At 42.6% G+C, this 20,247-nt stretch carries 14 protein-coding genes, 1 pseudogene and 1 other annotated feature; of the genes and pseudogenes, 6 read left to right on the forward strand and 9 right to left on the reverse strand.

What is annotated here, in order from left to right; genetic code table 11:
- Positions 1-91: 91 nt before the first annotated feature.
- From cobA to AAHB12_RS04690, 5 genes are all read right to left on the reverse strand, one after another.
- Entirely contained in the window at positions 92-1,555 is a 1,464-nt protein-coding gene (gene cobA, locus AAHB12_RS04670; RefSeq protein ID WP_129729247.1) for a uroporphyrinogen-III C-methyltransferase, read from the reverse strand.
- A gap of 120 nt (positions 1,556-1,675) precedes the next feature.
- Complete coding sequence (gene nirD, locus AAHB12_RS04675) at positions 1,676-2,011, reverse strand: nitrite reductase small subunit NirD (protein ID WP_129729245.1); 336 nt, start codon at positions 2,009-2,011, stop codon at positions 1,676-1,678.
- A 156-nt stretch (positions 2,012-2,167) separates the two neighbouring features.
- Entirely contained in the window at positions 2,168-4,579 is a 2,412-nt protein-coding gene (nirB, locus tag AAHB12_RS04680; protein ID WP_129729243.1) for a nitrite reductase large subunit NirB, read from the reverse strand.
- Positions 4,580-5,206: 627 nt separating this feature from the next.
- Positions 5,207-6,562, reverse strand: coding sequence for an aspartate kinase (locus AAHB12_RS04685; protein ID WP_129729241.1), 1,356 nt, complete (start codon positions 6,560-6,562; stop codon positions 5,207-5,209).
- A 238-nt stretch (positions 6,563-6,800) separates the two neighbouring features.
- Positions 6,801-7,688 (reverse strand): AraC family transcriptional regulator, encoded by an 888-nt coding sequence (locus AAHB12_RS04690; RefSeq protein ID WP_129729239.1) that lies wholly within the window; start codon positions 7,686-7,688, stop codon positions 6,801-6,803.
- Positions 7,689-7,833: 145 nt separating this feature from the next.
- On the opposite strand from AAHB12_RS04690, the gene melA reads away from it, so the two are divergent.
- Positions 7,834-9,153: an alpha-glucosidase/alpha-galactosidase gene (gene melA / locus AAHB12_RS04695; protein WP_342044464.1), complete on the forward strand. Its 1,320-nt coding sequence runs from the start codon at positions 7,834-7,836 to the stop codon at positions 9,151-9,153.
- A 461-nt stretch (positions 9,154-9,614) separates the two neighbouring features.
- On the forward strand, positions 9,615-10,934 hold the full coding sequence (gene brnQ, locus AAHB12_RS04700; RefSeq protein ID WP_342044465.1) for a branched-chain amino acid transport system II carrier protein: 1,320 nt from the start codon (positions 9,615-9,617) through the stop codon (positions 10,932-10,934).
- Positions 10,935-11,103: 169 nt separating this feature from the next.
- On the opposite strand, the pseudogene msrA reads toward brnQ, so the two are convergent.
- Positions 11,104-12,037 (reverse strand): annotated as a pseudogene (gene msrA, locus AAHB12_RS04705) (peptide-methionine (S)-S-oxide reductase MsrA).
- A 251-nt stretch (positions 12,038-12,288) separates the two neighbouring features.
- Positions 12,289-12,502 (forward strand) — a binding site (T-box leader).
- A gap of 40 nt (positions 12,503-12,542) precedes the next feature.
- Between msrA and proB the strand changes: the two are divergent.
- Together proB and AAHB12_RS04715 are read left to right on the forward strand one after the other, a co-directional pair.
- The gene (gene proB / locus AAHB12_RS04710) at positions 12,543-13,634 is read left to right on the forward strand and encodes a glutamate 5-kinase (RefSeq protein WP_342044466.1); all 1,092 of its coding nucleotides are present in this window, start codon (positions 12,543-12,545) and stop codon (positions 13,632-13,634) included.
- 238 nt (positions 13,635-13,872) lie between these two features.
- Positions 13,873-15,120, forward strand: a complete 1,248-nt coding sequence (locus AAHB12_RS04715) for a glutamate-5-semialdehyde dehydrogenase (RefSeq protein ID WP_342044467.1) — start codon at positions 13,873-13,875, stop codon at positions 15,118-15,120.
- A 147-nt stretch (positions 15,121-15,267) separates the two neighbouring features.
- Here AAHB12_RS04715 and AAHB12_RS04720 read toward each other — a convergent pair whose 3' ends face one another.
- Positions 15,268-16,032 (reverse strand): NRDE family protein, encoded by a 765-nt coding sequence (locus AAHB12_RS04720; RefSeq protein WP_342044468.1) that lies wholly within the window; start codon positions 16,030-16,032, stop codon positions 15,268-15,270.
- Between the two features lie 128 nt (positions 16,033-16,160).
- Between AAHB12_RS04720 and AAHB12_RS04725 the strand changes: the two genes are divergently transcribed.
- Positions 16,161-17,078, forward strand: a complete 918-nt coding sequence (locus AAHB12_RS04725) for a metallophosphoesterase family protein (protein WP_165350846.1) — start codon at positions 16,161-16,163, stop codon at positions 17,076-17,078.
- Between the two features lie 40 nt (positions 17,079-17,118).
- Here the strand turns inward: AAHB12_RS04725 and mscL are convergent, their stop codons facing one another.
- Complete coding sequence (gene mscL / locus AAHB12_RS04730; protein ID WP_129729344.1) at positions 17,119-17,517, reverse strand: large conductance mechanosensitive channel protein MscL; 399 nt, start codon at positions 17,515-17,517, stop codon at positions 17,119-17,121.
- A 237-nt stretch (positions 17,518-17,754) separates the two neighbouring features.
- Between mscL and AAHB12_RS04735 the strand changes: the two genes are divergently transcribed.
- A complete protein-coding gene (locus tag AAHB12_RS04735) occupies positions 17,755-18,474 on the forward strand; it encodes a class I SAM-dependent methyltransferase (RefSeq protein WP_342044469.1) in 720 nt (239 codons plus the stop codon).
- 172 nt (positions 18,475-18,646) lie between these two features.
- Here AAHB12_RS04735 and AAHB12_RS04740 read toward each other — a convergent pair whose 3' ends face one another.
- The gene (locus tag AAHB12_RS04740) at positions 18,647-20,227 is read right to left on the reverse strand and encodes a SagB family peptide dehydrogenase (RefSeq protein WP_342044470.1); all 1,581 of its coding nucleotides are present in this window, start codon (positions 20,225-20,227) and stop codon (positions 18,647-18,649) included.
- Positions 20,228-20,247 lie beyond the last annotated feature (20 nt).

Here is a 20,247-nt window from a genome sequence, read left to right on the forward strand (position 1 = left end):
TCTAGCCAGGAAGTCAATCGGTTGCAAACGTTCTGTTTACCATATTACATGATTTCTTCAAGAAATCATACTCTGATTTCCTTATTTTACATTACATTCCGCTTTGCTGAAGACATTCAATAAGTGCTCCTCTTTCCGGTACATACGGCATACCGACAGGCTTAAACCCGTAAGCCTCTGCTGCTTGCCATGTTTCAGAGCCCATGCAAATGATAGCTGCTTCCTGCATAACTTTCTCCAAGTCCAATCCGCACTGATGTGCCTCGTCGACGAATGTAGAAACAGAGGCAGCACTCGGAAAAATAATCGTATCAAGCGTCATATCCTGCAGCATTCTTTGAAATACAGGAATAAACCGTTCATCGATCTGCTTACGGCTTGTCACAAACCGATCATGCACTCCGTATTTTGCTGTATAGTGGGAGCTGCGCTTGCGAAGCTCACTATCACCCACGATTAATAATTTGCCCTCCTGCATATTTTGACACACATCTGCGGCAAATCCACGTTCCCTTAATGCGCGTACAGATTTAATAGAGCCACCGAAGAACTTCGCTCTCACTTGACGCACATCAATTCCTTGTCCAATTAACGCTTGGAAGAAATCATGTACACTTTCCGGGGCGTGAAACAAGATGTTGTCATAGGAAGCAATCTTGTTAAGAATGGTGACATCAATCGGCGCAGGAACAGCACGCCATTTCGGAAACTCTATTACATCCGCACCTTGTTCAGTTAGCTCCCTTGCAAGCTTACTTGGTTCAGCGCTTGTACGTGCCAACAATATTTGTCGTCCAAATAAAGGCTTTTTCTCAAACCAGCTTAACTGCTTGCGGATAGCTACAATCTCTCCGACTAATGTAATAGCTGGATTTCCAAATTGCTCAGCTTTCGCTTTTTCATAAATCGTCTCAAGCGTTCCTTCCAGCACTTTTTGACGCCCCATTGTTCCCCATTGAATTAAGATAACTGGAGTTTCCGGCCGCTTTCCATACCGCACTAGATTTTCACAGATCCAAGATAGATTTGCGATACCCATATAAAAAGCAATCGTATCAACACCTTTAGCTAACCCTTCCCAGTTCACGGATGGCTTCCCGCCTTCTCCTTTTCCATGTGCAGTAACAACAGCGAATGAACCTCCATATTCGCGATGCGTAACAGGAATGCCGGCATATAAAGGGGCTGCAATTCCAGATGTAATGCCCGGAACCATCTCAAACGAAATACCATACTCCGTGAGCGCTGCGGCTTCCTCGCCAACTCTGCCAAATATTCCTGGGTCTCCTCCTTTTAAACGTACAACTGTTTTTCCTTCAAGAGCTTTCTCTACAAGCAATTGATTAATTTCCTCTTGTTTTAACGTGTGACATTTTGGCTCCTTGCCGCAATAGATGAACTCACAGCCTGCAGGAGCATGATCAAGCAGCTTCGCGTTAATAAGACGGTCATATAAAATTACATCCGCTTTTTCAATTGCTTGCATCCCTTTTACTGTAATTAAGCCGTTATCTCCGGGGCCGGCTCCTACTAAAAATACTGTTCCCTTCTTCATCGTGTGTCCATCCTTTCTACTGATTTTCGCTTGCAATCCTCACTGTATGAAAAGAACCCCTTCAAGCGTTCCCCTGCCTGAAAGGGTTCTTCTATTCTTATTTCTTTGTCATGACCCGGATTAAGAAGCGAGAATCTTCTTCTCCTCTACATGCAGTACAATCTCTTCAGTCTTTTCGTCAATTTCTACCTTAAACGTCTCTACGCAGCCTTCGTCTGGCTCTTGCACAAGACCGTCAAGTAAGTTAATCTTTTGGTCATGAAGCGGACAGTACACGTGGTGGTCGCAAATGATACCTTCTGACAATTTTCCTGCCTTATGAGGACATTTGTTTTCAATCGCCTTAATTTCACCAGTAGAAAGCCTAAATAATGCGATTTCTAATTCTCCAATTTGAATCGTTCTTGCGCTTTTCTCCGCAATATCAGACAATTTGCCGACAACAACCTTTTTCATTTCCAGTCCCCCCTGATTTATATACAAAAATCGGAATCGGCCTAGTTTTGCTCCTTCAGGAGAATGTTCTCCGGCAACGAAAACAATATTTGCCGGAGATTCTTCTGCAGACGGCAGCTAGACAACTACTTTCATATTTTTAAAACCTGCCACACCTTACAATGTAGCCAGTGGCTCAAATGTCGAGCTAAGCTTTCCTGTTTCGATAATTTCCTTCCAAGGATCTTTCATTAAGCCCAATGTCTTGTCAATGCGTCCAACTAAAGCAAGACGATCTTCCTTCTTCTCTAACGCCTGTTGAATTGTCGCTAGACCAAGACGCTCTACCCATTCAGATGTACGCTCACCGTAGTTTCCTGTTTCGCGGTAGTATTGAAGGTAAGCACCCGTCCATTCCAATACGTCCTCTGATGTTTTCACCTTGCAGAGTAAGTCACCCGCTCTAAGCTTCGTACCGCCATTTCCGCCGGCATACAATTCCCAACCGCCGTCAATCGCAACAACGCCAAGGTCTTTAATGCCAGATTCCGCACAGTTACGCGGACAACCAGAAACAGCTAATTTCACCTTCGCTGGCGTATTAAGACGCTCAAATTTCTTCTCTAAATCAATACCCATTTGGATTGAATCTTGTGTACCAAAACGGCAGAACGTGGAACCAACACATGTCTTAACCGTACGCAACGCTTTTCCGTACGCATATCCAGATGGCATATCCAAGTCAGCCCATACCTTCGGAAGATCTTCCTTCGTTACTCCTAATAAGTCAAGTCGTTGTCCGCCTGTGAATTTCACCATTGGGACGTTGTATTTTACTGCTACGTCAGCGATTTTCTTTAAGTCACTTGGTGTTGTAACACCGCCGTAAATTCTTGGAACAACTGAATACGTTCCATCCTTTTGGATGTTTGCATGATTCCGCTCATTTACAAAGCGGGACTCCCTTTCGTCCTCATGCTCTTCTGGCCATACCATACCTAAATAGTAGTTAAGCGCCGGACGACATTTCGAGCAGCCTTCCTCGTTCTCCCACTCAAGTACGTTCATTACTTCTTTTGTTGTTGTCAGCTTCATCGTACGAATCGCTTCAACAACTTCCTCACGGCCAAGCTTTGTACAGCCGCACATTCCTTCTGCTCCTGCTTGCACGCCGTCAGCTCCAAGTACGTATGTTAGCACGTCCTCTACAAGCGGTTTACAGCCGCCGCATGATCCAGACGCTTTCGTACATGCTTTAACATCACTTACGCTTGCACAGCCCTTCTCTTTAATAGCACTTACAATCGCACCTTTGGAAACGCCGTTACAGCCACAAACAATCTCGTCATCCGCCATAGCTGCAATGAGTTCAGCTCCAGACTTCGCTCCGCCTGCACTCTCTCCAAGAAGAACTTCTTTTTCTTTGCCTGTAACGTCCTCGCCTTTTCGAATCATTGAGAAGATGCGGGAGCCGTCACTTGTATCTCCAAACAATACAGAACCGATTACTTTGCCGTCTCTAATTACAACCTTCTTATACACGCCTTCAAAGTCATCTTGAACGCGAACAGAACGCGTATCCGGACCATCCATAAATTCTCCTGCTGAGAATACATCTACACCAGATACTTTAAGCTTTGTTGACACGACAGAACCTTGATAGCCTTCTCCTTCAACACCCGCAAGCTTCTTCGCTAAAATATTTCCTTGTTCATATAACGGTGCTACAAGTCCGTATGCAATGCCGCGGTGCTCAGCACATTCGCCGACTGCATATACGTTCGGGATGCTCGTTTCTAAATAGTCGTTTACAATGATACCGCGGTTAACTTCTAAACCACTTTCACGGCCAAGCTGTACGTTCGGGCGAATTCCAACTGCCATTACAATCAGGCTGCCTTCAACCTCTGTATCGTCAGTGAAGCGTAAGCCGCTTACTCGCTTGTCACCTAAAATTTCTGCTGAGTTTTTCTCCATCAAAAACTTCATGCCTTGATTTTCTAATTCTTGCTGAAGCATACGAGATGCTGTTGCATCAAGCTGTCTCTCCATCAAGTATGGAGCAAGGTGGACAACTGATACTTCCATGTTTAAGTTTAACAAGCCTCGCGCTGCTTCCAATCCAAGCAAGCCGCCGCCGATAACGATCGCCTTCTTGTATTCCTTCGCAGCAGCCAACATCGCTTCGCAATCCTTAATGTCACGGAACGCGATTACGCCTTCCTTGTCTGCTCCTGGAAGAGGAAGCATGATCGGTAAAGAACCTGTAGCAAAAATCAACTCATCATACGAAACTGTAATACCACCGTCAGAAGTAACCGTTTTTTGTTCTGTGTCAACTTTTCTTACACAGTGTCCTGTATGAAGTGTAATATTGTTTTCTCTATACCATTCCCAGCTATTTAAAATAATGTCATTCATGTCAGAATCGCCGGCTAACACCTTGGAAAGCAGGATACGATTATAGTTTGGATGAGGTTCTTCCCCAAACACTGTAATGTCATATTGGTTTGGATTCAGCTTTAGAAGTTGCTCAATACACCAAATTCCCGCCATTCCGTTACCAATGAGAACTAATTTCTTTTTCATTCCCGCCACACTCCATTTCGTAACTATTTATAACTTATGATGTTATGTTTGCTAACATGAATTAAATGTACCGGAGTTTTCTGAACATTTCAACTGGATAATTCATCTATTCTTCACAAATAGCTAATGAAAACGCTATCAACTTTCGACAAAAAGCGACATATAACGTTGCTTTTCCTGACATTTCCCTTAAATCCCCTCTGCACACGCTTTCATAGCTACGTAAGAAAAGCGAACATACTTAGTTTGTATTCCCACAAACAAACAGCATTTTTGGAAATTTATATAAACAAGGGGGAGAGAAAATGGAATTGACGTTCGTAAGACAATACCGAGTTTATTTTGATGAGCTAGCAGAGGGAAACAAGATATAGTTATATGCTTTATGTTTCACTGCAGGAAGGTATAAATGTTCAGATGGGGGCTTATCCGTTATGAAAATGTAAAGAAAACTCACCGATTGGTGGGCCCTGCTTTTGGGCGAAGACAGAGGTGCAGTTGCCCTTATACTGTATTCCTAAAATTTCCGACTACGCCGAATAGTCTTCCAGCTGGAAATTCATATTTTCTTACAGCACAAAAAAGATGCCTCCCCAAAAGGAAGCATCTTTTCACATATTTTCTCTATTAGTTATTATTAAAAAATGCATCGTAAAGTGCACGAACCGCTTTTTGTTCATCTACTCCCTGCACACCATACATCATGCTCACCTCAGAAGAACCTTGGTTGATCATATCGATGTTTACGCCAGCCTTTGAAAGAGCTGTTGCTGCTTTTGCTGTTGTTCCTATGTTTTGTTGCATGCCCTCGCCCACAATCATAACCATAGCTAAATCACGCTTCACTGTAACGCTATCTGCTTGCAACTCATCTTTAATACGTTGAACGATTTGTTCTTCCGTACCTCCGTCAAGTTGCTTTTGACGCACAATAACAGAAATGTCATCAATGCCAGATGGTGTATGCTCATACGATACATCGTAATCCTCCAAAATATGGAGCAATTTCCGTCCGAAACCGACTTCTCTGTTCATTAAATATTTACTTACATAAATGCTGGCAAAACCGTTATCACTCGCAATTCCTGTGACAGGGCCATTCTGATGCTCGCGCTCATGCGCAATCTTTGTCCCAGGCGCAGATGGATTGTTTGTATTTTTAATTACAACCGGAATTTGTGCACGGAACGCAGGAATTAATGCTTCATCATGGAATACAGCAAATCCCGCATAGGAAAGCTCGCGCATTTCACGATATGTTAACTCTTGAATCGCCTTTGGATTAGAAACAATATTTGGGTTCACTGAATACACGGAGTCAACATCGGTAAAGTTTTCATAAACCGCTGCCTTGACGCCGTTTGCCAAAATAGAACCTGTAATGTCAGAGCCGCCGCGCGAGAATGTAACAACTGCCCCTTCTTTGGAATAGCCAAAGAAACCTGGGAAAATGATGATACCAGAACGGTCGCGCAGTGCATATAGGTTTTCATAAGATTCTGGAAGCACCTGTGCATTGCCCGGCTCGTCCGTAACAAACAGACCCGCTTCCTTCGGATTTACATAATGAGCTTCTACCCCTTGAACATTAAAATACGCCGCAACGATTTTTGCGCAGTTATCCTCTCCGCTCGCAACTACCGCATCACGGAATCTCGCTGCATCACTGCGGTCACCATGCAGGATCTCAAGCAAATCCATAGAAATGCGGTCAACTACCTCAGCAGATACTCCTAAATAATCAGCAATTTCCTTATAGCGGGCTACTACCGCTTCAAAAGCTTCCTTCCCTTCGCCTGAGCTTAGGTATTGCTCTACGCAGGAAAGAAGCAAATCTGTTACTTTAATGTCTTCTTTAAATCGTTTCCCTGGTGCAGATACAACAACAACTTTTCTCTCAGGGTCACTCGTCACAATATTGAAAATCTTTTGAATCTGTTCACCAGAAGCAACAGATGTACCGCCAAACTTTACAACTTTCATTTTGAACCCCCATCATTACATCCACGAATAAACATCGTGCTTATTATAATTGAAATTAAGTTTTATTATCTCTCTATTTTTTATTTGTTGCAATCCCTTTTATTACACTTGTAAGAAATTATAAATTTCCAGCTAGAAGCAAACTCGACGCAACGGGAAATTTTAGGAATACAGTATAAGTAGGGCTCGCCAATCGGCGAGTTTTCTTTAATAAAAGCAATACTTTTCCAAACTGATTTCATCGGATGATAATATGATCGATCGGAAGAGTCCCTTTCCCTTCCCGAAACCTCCCTGCAGATACTCCGACAATGCGTTTAAATACCTTGTTGAAATAATTTGCGTTTGCGTATCCTGTTTTGGCTGCAATCTCTCCAATCGGAAAATTCGTCTGCCTCAGCAGCTGAACAGCCTTTTCTATTCTGATTTTTGTTAAATATTGCATGGGAGTTATACTCATTTGCTCCCGAAATTTATTGATAAAGTAATATTTGGACAAGTTAGCAGCGCTAGCAATATCTTCAGCCACAATGGGCTGCTGATAGTGCATCTGCATATAATAAAGCGCTTTAGACACATCTGATGAAATTCCTCTGTCTAAGTTATCCATTTGTTTAGCGAACCTATAGCATTCCATCACACATTCATATGCTTTAGCTGAAGCAGAGTAAGCATCTAACAGCTTTTGTTCCGCCACTTGCTTATATAGCTCAATTAAGCATTGGATAATTCTTGCCTCAATTGAGATTGTAACTACAGTCCCGCAAGTACGCCGTATGTACTCCCAGCATTTCGCTGCCTCATCACCGTACAGCGTAATATGAATAAATTCCCAACGGTCTGAGTTGTCCGGTAAAAAATAGCAGTGTTCACTCGGAACATCAACAAAAAAGGCTTGACCTGGCTCTAGTGAAATAGATTTTCCATCTATTTCAATCATCCCTTTACCCGACAGTGTGTATTGAAGAATATAGATCCCTTGTTCATCTCGCTCCATCCCGTCCCAGCGGTATTCCTTCGACGTTCGCTCCTCCCATCCGATGGACCATATCCCTGCAACATGCTCCTGACTCTGTTCATGAAATCGAGGGCCATATGATCCAAACCCCACCTTTTGATATAACAATATTTTACCCTCCTATCACACTTTATTACCGTTGATTCCCATATGCTCGTAGGTTTAACATATATTATAGCAGAACCATTACAAAAAAAGATTCAAAAGCTACAAATAAGCATCAGAAATATTTTACCTTTTAGGGGGAGTTAAAATGGGAAAAATCACATTTCTTGGAGCAGGCAGCACAGTTTTTGCAAAAAACGTACTAGGGGATTGTATGCTAACACCAAGTCTGCAAGGATTTGAATTTGCTTTATATGATATTGATTTAGAACGTCTGAGAGACTCAGAAAATATGCTAAATAACCTAAAAGAAAGCACAAACAGTACAGTTCGAGTGAAAGCGTATACAGATAGAAAAGAAGCACTGCGCAATGCTAAATATGTTATTAACGCCATTCAAGTTGGCGGCTATGACCCTTGCACAATTACAGATTTTGAAATTCCAAAACGATACGGTCTCCGTCAAACGATTGCTGATACAGTCGGAATCGGCGGCATTTTCCGAAATCTTCGTACCATACCGGTGATGCTTGATTTCGCCCGTGATATGCAAGAGGTTTGTCCTGACGCTTGGTTTTTAAACTACACGAACCCGATGGCTGCGTTAACAGGCGCTATGCTTCGCTACGGCGGTGTGAAAACAGTTGGATTATGCCATAGTGTGCAAGTATGCGTTCCTCATCTATTTCAAGCACTCAGCATGCCGCTTGATAACGTTCAGTGGAAAATCGCAGGGATTAACCATATGGCATGGCTGCTTGAAATCACACGTGACGGTGAGGACTTGTATCCAGAAATTAAGCGCCGCGCTTTAGAAAAACAAAAAACGAAGCATGACGATATGGTACGTTTTGAACTTATGCAACGCTTCGGCTGTTACGTTACGGAATCATCCGAGCATAACGCTGAATATCATCCATATTTCATTAAAAGCAACTATCCAGAGCTCATCGAGCGCTTCAATATCCCGTTGGATGAATACCCGCGCCGCTGCGTGAAGCAAATTGAGGATTGGAAAACAATGCGAGAAGAGCTTGTTCATAACAAAAACTTAACACATACGCGCACACATGAATATGCTTCCTATATTTTAGATGCGATGGAAACAGATGTACCATTCAAAATTGGCGGCAACGTTTTGAATACAGGCGGACTCATAAGCAACCTTCCTGAAAAAGCAGTCGTAGAAGTGCCTTGTCTTGTTGACCGGAGCGGTATCACTCCTACGTATGTTGGTGAGCTTCCGGAGCAATTGGCGGCTTTAAACCGCACAAACATCAATACACAGCTGCTCACAATTGAAGCTGCCATCACTGGTAAAAAAGAGCATATTTACCACGCAGCAATGCTTGACCCACATACGGCAGCTGAGCTATCTATGGATGATATTGTTTCACTATGTGACGATCTAATTGAGGCTCATGGAGATTGGCTGCCAGCTTTCAAGTCAAACTATATTCAAATATAATAAAAATGAGCTATGCGCAAATAAACAATATAATATAAGAAAACCTGCACCAAGCCTCATATTTGGTGCAGGTTTTTTGCTGTAAACGATTATATCAAGCTATCTTCTCCAAATATCCAAAGAGAAGAATAGTCTTAAAATTCAAAACCCCAAAAATATTGACATAACATTTTCCTCTTGCTAATCTTTATTTTAGAATAAAAAATGATGACAAGACGAATCGAATATAGTTGCTTCCTGTATAACAGGGAATCGGCGTGAGACGAAGGACATTGCTGCAAGTCATCTCCAAAATGCATAAAAGCCTATGATGGTTCATCTATCATTTAAACGGGGTATAAAAATAAAGAGACGTATCGTACTGTTTTTCTGCAGAAATAAGATTCATTGCGAGCACGCTCGTACCTATTTAGATGGGGCGGGCTTTTTATGCTGTTCATCAAGAGAAAGGAGCTACATCTATGAAACAGAGAGACATTTTACTTATTGGACTAATGCTATTTTCTATGTTTTTTGGAGCTGGAAACCTGATGTTTCCTCCGCTATTAGGAGCTCAAGCTGGTACATCCCTTTGGCTGGCTCTGTTCGGCTTTATCGTAACTGCAGTTGGTCTGCCTTTATTTGTACTGATTGCAATTTCGCTTGTAAAAGGAGGGGCGCAAGAGCTAGGCAATCGTGTCCATCCTCGCTTTAGCTCTGCCTTTACCGTTATCGTATACTTATCTATCGGACCGTTTCTAGCAATTCCGCGCAATGCAAATGTCGCATATGAAATGGGATTCAAACCATTTATCGACAGCTCGCCGCTTACGCTATTTATCTTTACGGCTATTTTCTTCGCCTTCGTCTACGCGATAAGTCTAAATCCATCAAAAATGGTAGATTATATGGGCAAATGGATTACACCTATTTTGCTTTTGGCGATGGCTGTGCTATGCATCGCTGCCTTTACGCAGCTCCATGAGCCGCTTCAAGCTCCAAAAGCAAAATATGAAGCATCTGCTTTCTTTGCAGGCTTTATTGACGGCTATTCTACGATGGATGCACTAGCTTCTCTTGCCTTTGGTATCGTTATTTTAACAGCGTTGCAGCAGCGCGGAATCACAGATTCACAGAAGCTAACGCGCTATACAGCCAAAGCAGGTTTCATTGCCGGTATCGCTCTAGCAGCCGTTTATATTACGCTCGGTCTACTAGGTGCAAAGATGGCGCCGCAAGGTTCGTTTGAGAATGGAACAACCATCCTTTCTAGCGCAGCAAGCCTGTTGTTCGGACAGGGCGGCAATATGCTTCTTGGTTTTATTTTTACATTAGCATGCTTTACAACATGTGTTGGCTTAACAACTGCCTGCGGACAATATTTTGCAAAGCTTGTGCCAAAGGCAAGCTATAAAACAATGGCATTGATAGTTACGCTCGTAAGCTTTGGACTTGCAAATTTAGGTTTAAATCAAATCCTTACAGTCTCTGTGCCGTTTCTTGTTATGGCATATCCATTAACTATCGTGCTCGTAGCTCTTGCCTTTTTGCACCGTTTCTTTGCAGGCTCACGAGCGGTATATGCGAGTGCTATGCTATTTACAGGGATGTTTTCGTTGTACGATGGACTTAAAATGTTCGGCTTAGAATCGTCAATCCTAAACAATGTAACAAATTCACTTCCGTTTTCCGCAGCCGGATTAGGCTGGGTCGTTCCAGCAATTGTCGGGGCAATTGTCGGAAGCATAATCAGCCGCTTTGGCTCACAGCAATCTACGCACAAAACAAATCATGCATCTTAAAGGAAACTCGCCGATTGGCGAGCCCCGCCCTTGGGCGAAGACAGAGGCGTAGCCCTACTTATACTGTGTTCCTAAAATTTCCTTCTACGTCGAATTCGCTTCTAGCTGGAAATTTATACGTTCTTACAGTGTAAGATAAAAGGTCTTGCCAATTCATCGGCAAGACCTTTTATCGTTTTATTTGAAACAAAATAAGAAAATCTCCATATCCTTCTCTTTCCAAATCCTCTTTTCGGATGAATCGCAGCGCTGCAGAATTCACCTCATAGTAGGAGGAAAGGCGGCGGCCTAGATAAGAGTCTCCTTCCCTGCTACGCACCTCTATCTCGCCGTCATTCTCCTGCTCCTTTACACTTGCGAACATAACCGGTTTTCTAAAAACGGGTCTGCCGCAGCCAGAGTTAATTTTGTCCTTGGAACTGAATAGCGGCTCTCCAGAAACGATGTCTACATATAACCCTTCCAGCTCACAATCCCAATACTCATTTTGAAATGGAGGTTCCATGCCATTTTCCTGCGTAACGTAATATTGCATTGCTGTTAGCTTGGCTTGTAAATAAGACGTGTCCTTAGGGCCAGTGCTTCTTAATGAAAGCGTCACGTCCTGAGCCTTGCCGATACATTTTGTAGCGGAACGGGTTTTTCTTGTGATAATCCTGATGATATTCCTCCGCTGGGTAGAAGGTAGATGCCGGTAAAATGGCGGTCGCAATCGGTTTTTGAAAATGGCCGCTTTCCGCTAATGCACGTTTGGATGCCTCCGCCTGCTGCCGCTGCTCCTCTGTATGATAGAAAATGACTGTTTGATAGGATTGCCCGCGGTCGTAAAATTGCCCGCCGGGATCCGTCGGGTCGATTTGCTGCCAATATAGTTCAAGCAGCCTTTCGTACGGCATACGATTCGGATCAAATGTAATTTGCACAGCTTCGTAATGCCCGGTCGTTTCTGAGCAAACCTCTTTGTAGGTCGGGTTTTCTGTATGCCCTCCTGTATAGCCTGATACAATGCCAAGCACACCATCTATCTCTTCAAACGGTGTAACCATACACCAAAAACAACCTCCAGCAAAGGTTGCCAGCTGCGCATTTGTATGTTCATTCATTCTTTTCACCTCGTTATGAAAAATATGGTACTGTTGTGATTATATCATGTTCATTCTTTCTTCCAAACGAGCATGCTTCCCTCGGCAGATTAGCACTTTTGTTAAAGATCCTGTTTGAATATGGATAGGCAATGAAAAAGACTATGCAGCTGTTAGAATATCTAAATTACAATTCCGAATTAGAAAGAAATACCTCTTTCCGCTTGACATCAGACGATGATTTACGGCATAATATTTTAAAAATTAAAATACAAAGAGCATTGAAAGGGACTAGTAAATATCCCTTCTTTCGATAGAGAGTGGAATCCACAGGCTGGAAGATTCCTCGAGAAGAAGCTATTGAACCTGCCCTGGAGCTTTCGGTGATAAACTGAACGTTCGCCTGCGTTACAGGTGTTGAGCGGATATGCTTTATGCATATCAAAAAAGGTGGTACCGCGGAATCATGACCCTTCCGTCCTTTTTATAAAGGATAGAAGGGTCTTTTTATATTGGAGGGGAAAATGTGAAAAAGCAACGTATTGTCGTGAAAATCGGGAGCAGCTCGCTTACGTCTGACGGCGGCGGTATTTGTATAAAAAAACTAACAGATCATGTAGACGCTTTAGCAAAGCTGAAGCAAGCTGGGCACGAGGTTGTACTTATCTCATCCGGTGCGGTTGCTGCTGGATTTACAGAGCTTGGCTATCCATCGCGCCCCGTAACAATTACCGGAAAGCAAGCAGCTGCTGCTGTCGGACAAGGTCTGTTAATGCAGGCCTACACAGAAGCCTTCCGGAAGCATCACATTGTAGCTGCACAGCTTCTGTTAACACGCGGCGATTTTTCAAGGAAAGAGCAATATAGCAACGCCTTCGCAGCCTTATCGGAGCTGCTTGACCGCTCTGTGCTCCCGATTATTAACGAAAATGATTCTGTTTCTATCGAGGAGTTAACATTTGGAGACAATGATATGTTATCAGCTCTTGTAAGCGGGCTCGTTCAGGCAGATACGCTTATTATTCTTACAGATATCAATGGGCTATATGATAAAAACCCACGGCAAGATGCATCCGCTAAGAAATATGCTTTCCTTCCTGCTATTACCGATGAAATTGCTGCATTTGCAGGCTCATCTGGTTCCAAGGTCGGTACAGGCGGCATGAAATCTAAAATTGATGCGGCACGAACTGCCTTATCGCTTGGCGTCAGCGTCTTTATCGGAACAGGATCCGGTGCGGAGAAGCTAACAGACATTTTAGAAGGAAAAGGCGACGGAACCTATATTGGCAACGCACCGCAGCGTCTTTTAAAAAATAATAAGCAATGGATTGCGCTGCATTCGTTTGTAAGCGGACAAGTCATTATCGATCAAGGTGCAGCAGCAGCTATCCTTCAGCAAGGAAAAAGCTTGCTGCCAGCAGGCGTTACATCAGTGCGCGGCAGCTTCCACGCAGGTGAAGTTGTTGAAGTTATAAACGAAAAAGGAATTGTCATCGGAAAAGGTCGAATTAACTATGATGCACCTGAGCTGGAGCGGATCAAAGGAAAGCAAAGCAACGAAATCGCATCTAAGCATTATGAAGTCATCCATCGGGACAACTGGGTAACTGTCTAAAGAAGATTGCGTGATTGGCGAGGGCAGAAGCATAGTTCTTATACTGTATTTCGAAAATTCGCGACTACTCCAGCTGGAAATTTATACTTTTTTTAAAATGTAAGAAAATCAGCCTTAAGCCTGATTGGTTGCTGGTTTAAAGCATTTGTCACTAGAAGTGCGCAGGTGGCATGTACTAGACAATCACTTAGCTCTAGGCCATACTTATCCTAACCAACTAAAAAGGGGGATTTTATCAATGAGTGAATTATTGACAAAAGCAAAGTTGGCAAAGCAAGCAGCAAGCGAGCTCGTAACAAAATCAACAGAGCAGAAAAACGCAGCCTTAGCCGCAATCGGAAAACAGCTTGTAGAAGAGATGGATTATCTGCTTGCAGAAAATAAAAAAGACATTGAAGAGGCGAAGGCAAAAGGAACATCTACATCTTTAATCGACCGCCTTACTTTAAATGAGGCACGCATCCATGATATGGCCGATGCGATGAAACAGCTTGTTGAGCTGCCAGATCCTGTTGGAGAACGTTTAGAAGCATGGGAGCGTCCAAACGGCTTGCAAATTGAAAAGGTACGTGTTCCCCTCGGTGTTGTTGGTATGATTTATGAAGCGCGTCCAAACGTAACTGTCGATGCCGCAACCCTTTGTTTAAAAACAGGAAATGCTGTCATTTTACGAGGAAGCTCCTCAGCAGCTCACTCCAACAAAGCTCTTGTGCGTGTGATTCATCATGCTTTAGAGAAAACGGACATTCCAGTCGATGCTGTTCAGCTGATTGAAGATACGAGCCGTGAAACAGCTTCCCAGCTCTTTACACTAAATGATTACTTAGATGTGCTAATCCCACGCGGCGGCAAACAGCTCATCCAAACAGTTGTAGCGCAATCGTCTGTTCCTGTATTGGAGACTGGTGCCGGTAACTGTCACGTCTTTATCGATCAATCAGCGGACGAGCAAATGGCAACTGATATTGTAGTAAATGCGAAGGTTCAACGTCCTTCTGTCTGCAACTCTATTGAAACCATTCTCGTTCACGAAGCTTGGGCAAGCCGTCATTTAGCTAAGCTTGCTGCAGCATTGCAAGAAAAAGGCGTAGAGCTTCGCGGCGATGAAGCAACACGTCAGCTCATTCCTGCCGTGCATGCTGCAACAGAAGAGGATTGGGAAACAGAATACAGTGACTTAATTCTAGCTATCAAAATTGTCGCAACCACAGAAGAAGCGATTGCTCATATTAATCAATATGGTACAAAGCATTCAGAAGCAATTGTAACAAATAACGATGAAAGTATTGCAAAGTTCTTTACATCCGTTGATGCAGCGGCCTTATATCATAATGCCTCCACTCGCTTTACAGACGGCTTTGAATTCGGCTTTGGCGCTGAAATCGGCATTAGTACACAAAAGCTGCACGCACGTGGACCAATGGGGCTTCCTGCTCTTACATCTACAAAATATATCGTGCATGGCACTGGACAAATTCGGCAATAAACTATGCTAAGAGTCCAGTATGCATATCTCCATAAAAATGCATAAGCTTCACAAGGTACATGAAAGCGGGATTTTTCGTCCCGCTTTCATTCGTTGTATGTGAGGAAGTTTAATACTCATTTTCCTGTAGAGCCTTCTTCCAGCACGCTAATTTCCTTCTGTAACAAAAAATGAAAATTCCCTTTCCTTCACTACTCCATCTGCATACACACGCTCTGTAAAGCAAATATCCTCCTTTTTTCGAAGCAGTACCGTAGATGATCTTGTCCCGTAATCTGGCGTTTGAATGAACAACGGAGACAGCTTCCGCTCCCAATCAAGCGAAACCCCTGTACTCGGAAGCTCTTCATCTGGCGCTTGCTCTGCCTGCTGCAATGTTGCAAATAAACAATCAAATAGATTACCCTCGGCAGCTTCTAGGCAGCTCTTCAGCCCTTCCTTCCCTTTTTGAACCTTCGGCCATGGCGTGTCGAGCAAATGATTACTTAATCCGTACAATCCTGGAGGCAGCAGCCGAATTTCATTTTCTACATTAGAGTAGTAATATAATGAATGCATATCCCCGACAATTAGGTTATAACCCGGGTATGCATCACGTTGCTGCTGCATATACCGCATATAGCATTCTGGTGAATCCTGCCCCGTTAAAAACTGACTCACAACCTCGCCGCGAGAACGCTTATGTTCTGTGCTTTCTGCCGGATTTCGATAGTTTGTAAGAGCAGCAAAGCGTCCCTGCCTCGTAATCCCCATCCAAGTCCCCATTTTCTCTAAATCCCGCCCCCCGAGTACATTTGGGGCGTCGTCCCAAAAATGTGCGGGAGCTGTCGGTCTATGATAAAACTCATCACGATTTGCAGCTACAATCAGGTCGATATTATCCATTTTATAAGCAAAAAGAATTAAACACATGTTTATCACTTTCCTTCCAAAGCATGCTTTTCTTCACTATATCATAATTGGTTTTCTTCCCACTAAACGAAACCCCCTCTTGCTTTTATGCATACGATAAGGTATCACTTTGTAAGGAGTATAACCGCATGACAACGTTAAATCAGGAGTCGTTAAATCTATTACAAAAAAGGTCATTTCCAGATGATGAAATACAGTTTATTATTCTTGGTGACAGCCATATAAACTCTTATGGTTGGAACGGTCATACAATGCAGCATGACCTAGACAAAAATGGAGAACGCTACAAAAAGATTCTGCAGCATATTGTAAAACATCACGGTTCTTCCGCGGCTTTTGTCATTCATGGCGGGGACGCCATTGGTGACGGTGTGATTAAAGGCATTAGCAAAGCGAAACAAAAGGAAGCAAACTTTCGCGCCTTTGTAGATATTACAAAAGAAATATTATTTCCAAAGGAGCTGCCGATTTTCGTCACAATCGGCAATCATGATTTCATCCTTGAAGATGATGAACTATCTCCCCGACTGTTTGAAGCATATATTGGACCTGTTAAAGGAGAGATATTGATTCCAGATTCAAATATAGCCTACATCTATCTTCCAACATACTTCGAAGACTTAAAAGGCTCACCTTATTTTTATGAAGAAGACCTAGAGTGGCTGAAGAGGAAGCTCGTTACACATCCATCCGATCATTACCTAATCGACTTTCACGCCGACTTACGCGTAGGAGCCTTTAAACAAAATTCAGCCAATGACCATTACGCTTTATCAGCGAATGAAACACAAGCATTTTTTCAACATATAAGCGCAAGCGTTAAAGGCATTTTCAACCACCATCGGCATTTTTCATATGAGTACACCGCTTCATTTCAAACACCCAGCGGTACTCACCAAGTTCCTTATCTTGTTACCGGATGCGGCGGTAATAGCACAAGCCGCAACAACAGTCCAAACTATTTCGTTTGTACCATGAGCAACCTCGATACGTCAGAGCCATCCCTTGACTTTACACCAGTCACAGTCCCGGGCTTGCAGAGCTAAAAAGCCGCCTTTTGGGCGGCTTCATCTTTTCCTTTAGAACTTATTTATCGGTTTCCCTTTGTATACCTTGCTTTAAAACATCACGAATTTCTGTTAACAATTCTTCTTCTCTGCTTGGCTTTGGTTCCTCCTGCTTCTCCTCTGTTTCCTGCTTCCTCTTTAACTTGTTAAAAAAGCGAATAAACATAAAAATAGAGAACGCAACAATTAAAAAGTCGACAATAGTTTGCAGAAAACTGCCGTATTTCACAACCGCGTTGCCGACTTGGATTTGTAAATGCGTAATATTAATACCGCCTAGCAACAACCCTACGAGCGGTGTAATAATATCTGCGACCAAGGAGGTTACGATTTTCCCGAATGCGGCACCAATAATAACCCCGACAGCCAAATCCATAACATTTCCTTTGAATGCAAACTTCTTAAATTCCTGCCACATATCTCTTGCCCACTTTCTTTCATTATCTCTCTTGATTTCCTCATTGTACCATCTTTTTTCCCGATAAAGAAAACTTGCCGATTGGTTACTGATTTCGGATTCCAATTCCCTCCTCCATTTAATTAGGGTTGGTTTACTAACGTTAATTCCCTTAGCTATATCATCATAAGATACGCCTTAAGAAGGAACCATCTTTTTTTAGTTTCATATTATGTAAAAAAGATAGGCGAAGGGGAGGTGGTTCTAATTAGAAATTCAATTTATTTGGATGCTTTGTCCAAATTTGGGGTTGGCGGCGCACACCCCGGTGGTATCAATCTAACAAAAAAAATATTCAAGACTGAGGAAATTAACGAAACCTCTTACATTTTAGATGTAGGGTGCGGAACAGGTCAAACAGCTGCCTATTTAGCTTCCCGATACGGAGCAAAAGTAACAGCAATGGACATCAATCCAATAATGATAGAAAAGGCCAAAAATAGAATGACTAAATACCAATTACCAGTTGAAATTATTCAAGGCTCAATAGAGAACTTTCCTTTAGCGGATGGGAGATTTAATTTTATTATTTCCGAATCTGTTCTTTCTTTTGTAAATAAGCCTAGAGCACTTAAAGAAATATTTCGATTATTGAAGAATGGCGGTCGGTTTATTGCAAATGAACTTACCATGAATAAACAGCTTGAGACAACTAACGAGGAGGAAATAAAGCAATTTTATGGATTAGATTCCGTACTTATGGAGAAGGACTGGGTCACTTTATTTGAACATACCGGTTTTAAACATATAAAAACTCGGGTGCAAGAGCATTCTAACTTCCAGAACAATCCACTACCTGAATTTACGTACTCAGCGCATATCGATCCTCAACTTTATCAGATAATAACTCAACATTTTCATCTAATGATTAAGTATCAAGGCGTTTTGGACTATCGAGTATTTTCATGTACTAAATAGTTGTTTAAAAGCTTTAACATAGAAAAGGCCTACAGAGACCGACCAACTGCAGGCCTTTTTTATGTTATTGTTTAGATAAAGAATGGTAATTCCCTTATATCACTAGTCCAATCATTGGAGTCTTCAAATTCACTTGCATCAATTCCACATTGCTTCTTTACTCTTGTCTATCCTAACTATTCAAAATTCCTTTTAACCAGGCCCGAGGACGGTATGGACCTACAGGGATTTGGATGAGGCTCGTTATTTGTTTCGAATCGGCTCTGTAAAGGTCATCACATTGCTTCGTATTAAAACCTAATAGTGGGTGCCCTCCCATACCTAAGGCACACGATATCAAGAGCAGCCGTTGCACGAGTATACCCGCTTCCATCTGTTGAATTCGGTATCCTCTATATCCCAATTCCTCCTTAAGGTGGTCCTTGTCACCAACAACATGCAGGCAGAGCGGCACTTGAAACAGATTTACATTGGGCATCGTTAATCCATATTGTAGAAACTCCCGATAATCCCCTTGCGTTATCCTGCAAAGTCCATGAGCGCTTTTGTCATAAAAGTAAGCACCATTTGGAACTCCCTCCACATTATAAAAACAGCCGTACAAAGAAACACGAGTATGAGATTTTCCATGTGTGCCGTCAAGATCATTATGGTAAATCACGGAGAAAGACTCTTTAAACAAAGTCGCTAGCTGGGTTTGACTAACTTTCCCCATCATAAAATCAATATCAGGAGAATGTCTCTCTCTGCAAACAGAAGCAAGATCGTACGAAAAGGACTCCGTAAATGGGAGCAAGATGGATTCCGTACCAAGGGACCTTTTAACACGATCATCTTTTTTTATCTTCACAAATGACTGCGTTGTTTCAAACATCGATGCTTCATTCATCTCTTTGAGCATGGGGTAATCAAGGATTCTCTTTGAACGGTTATAGGTTTCAGCTTTTAGCAATGGCACTTCCTTCGACAATTCAGCGGCAGAAACATGTTCTTCTCTATTAATGTTGTCAACACATTGGGCAGATGGATAAATAGATAATGGGATCATTGCATAGACACTTTCGTCCTGTTCGGATAGTCCAAGCAAATGATTAATAGACCGATCAAGAAATTGGTAACATACCTGTGATGAGAATCCCATCCGATCAGCCACTTCTATCGCTTGCCCAATTATCACACCGGCATCTAACCCTTGAAGCCTGTAGGAGAAATTATTATATTTGTAGAAGTTTTTCCAAAAAACTGTCGAGACAAAAACAGTGCAGAAGCAATCAGAAACATCACAATTCCCAAGACTTCTAGACAAGTAGGAATCGTAATTTCCTTCTCTGAGCAATTGGAGTCGATGATGGGCCACATCGTAATGGTAGATTCCCTTTGGTACGTTCTCCAGCTTTATATACACATATAATTCATTGGGATACAATGCCCCACCAGAGGGAACAAACCTTCGTAATAGCTGGGCATAGCTTACAGCAGTTCTTTCCTCGGGGTCCTCAAGAAAAGCTGATTGAGCGTATTGTGTTATGCCGTATACATACCATAAGAAATGACCAAGCTCTTCTAGTCCGGGCTCTCCATGGGCTTCTCGTCTATCGAGAGTTAACGGTACATCTCCGGTCAGTGGAATCACTGGTAAGCCGCGGTACAGTTTATATGGTAGTGGCGCATCGTCCCAATCCACTTGCCAATCTGGGGGATAGAGTTTTTCCGTGTCAAAGTGAAGGTGGTGCAAAAATGTTTCCAGTTTCAATCTTAGACACCTCCTACTTT

This window comes from Bacillus sp. OTU530 (assembly GCF_038440375.1).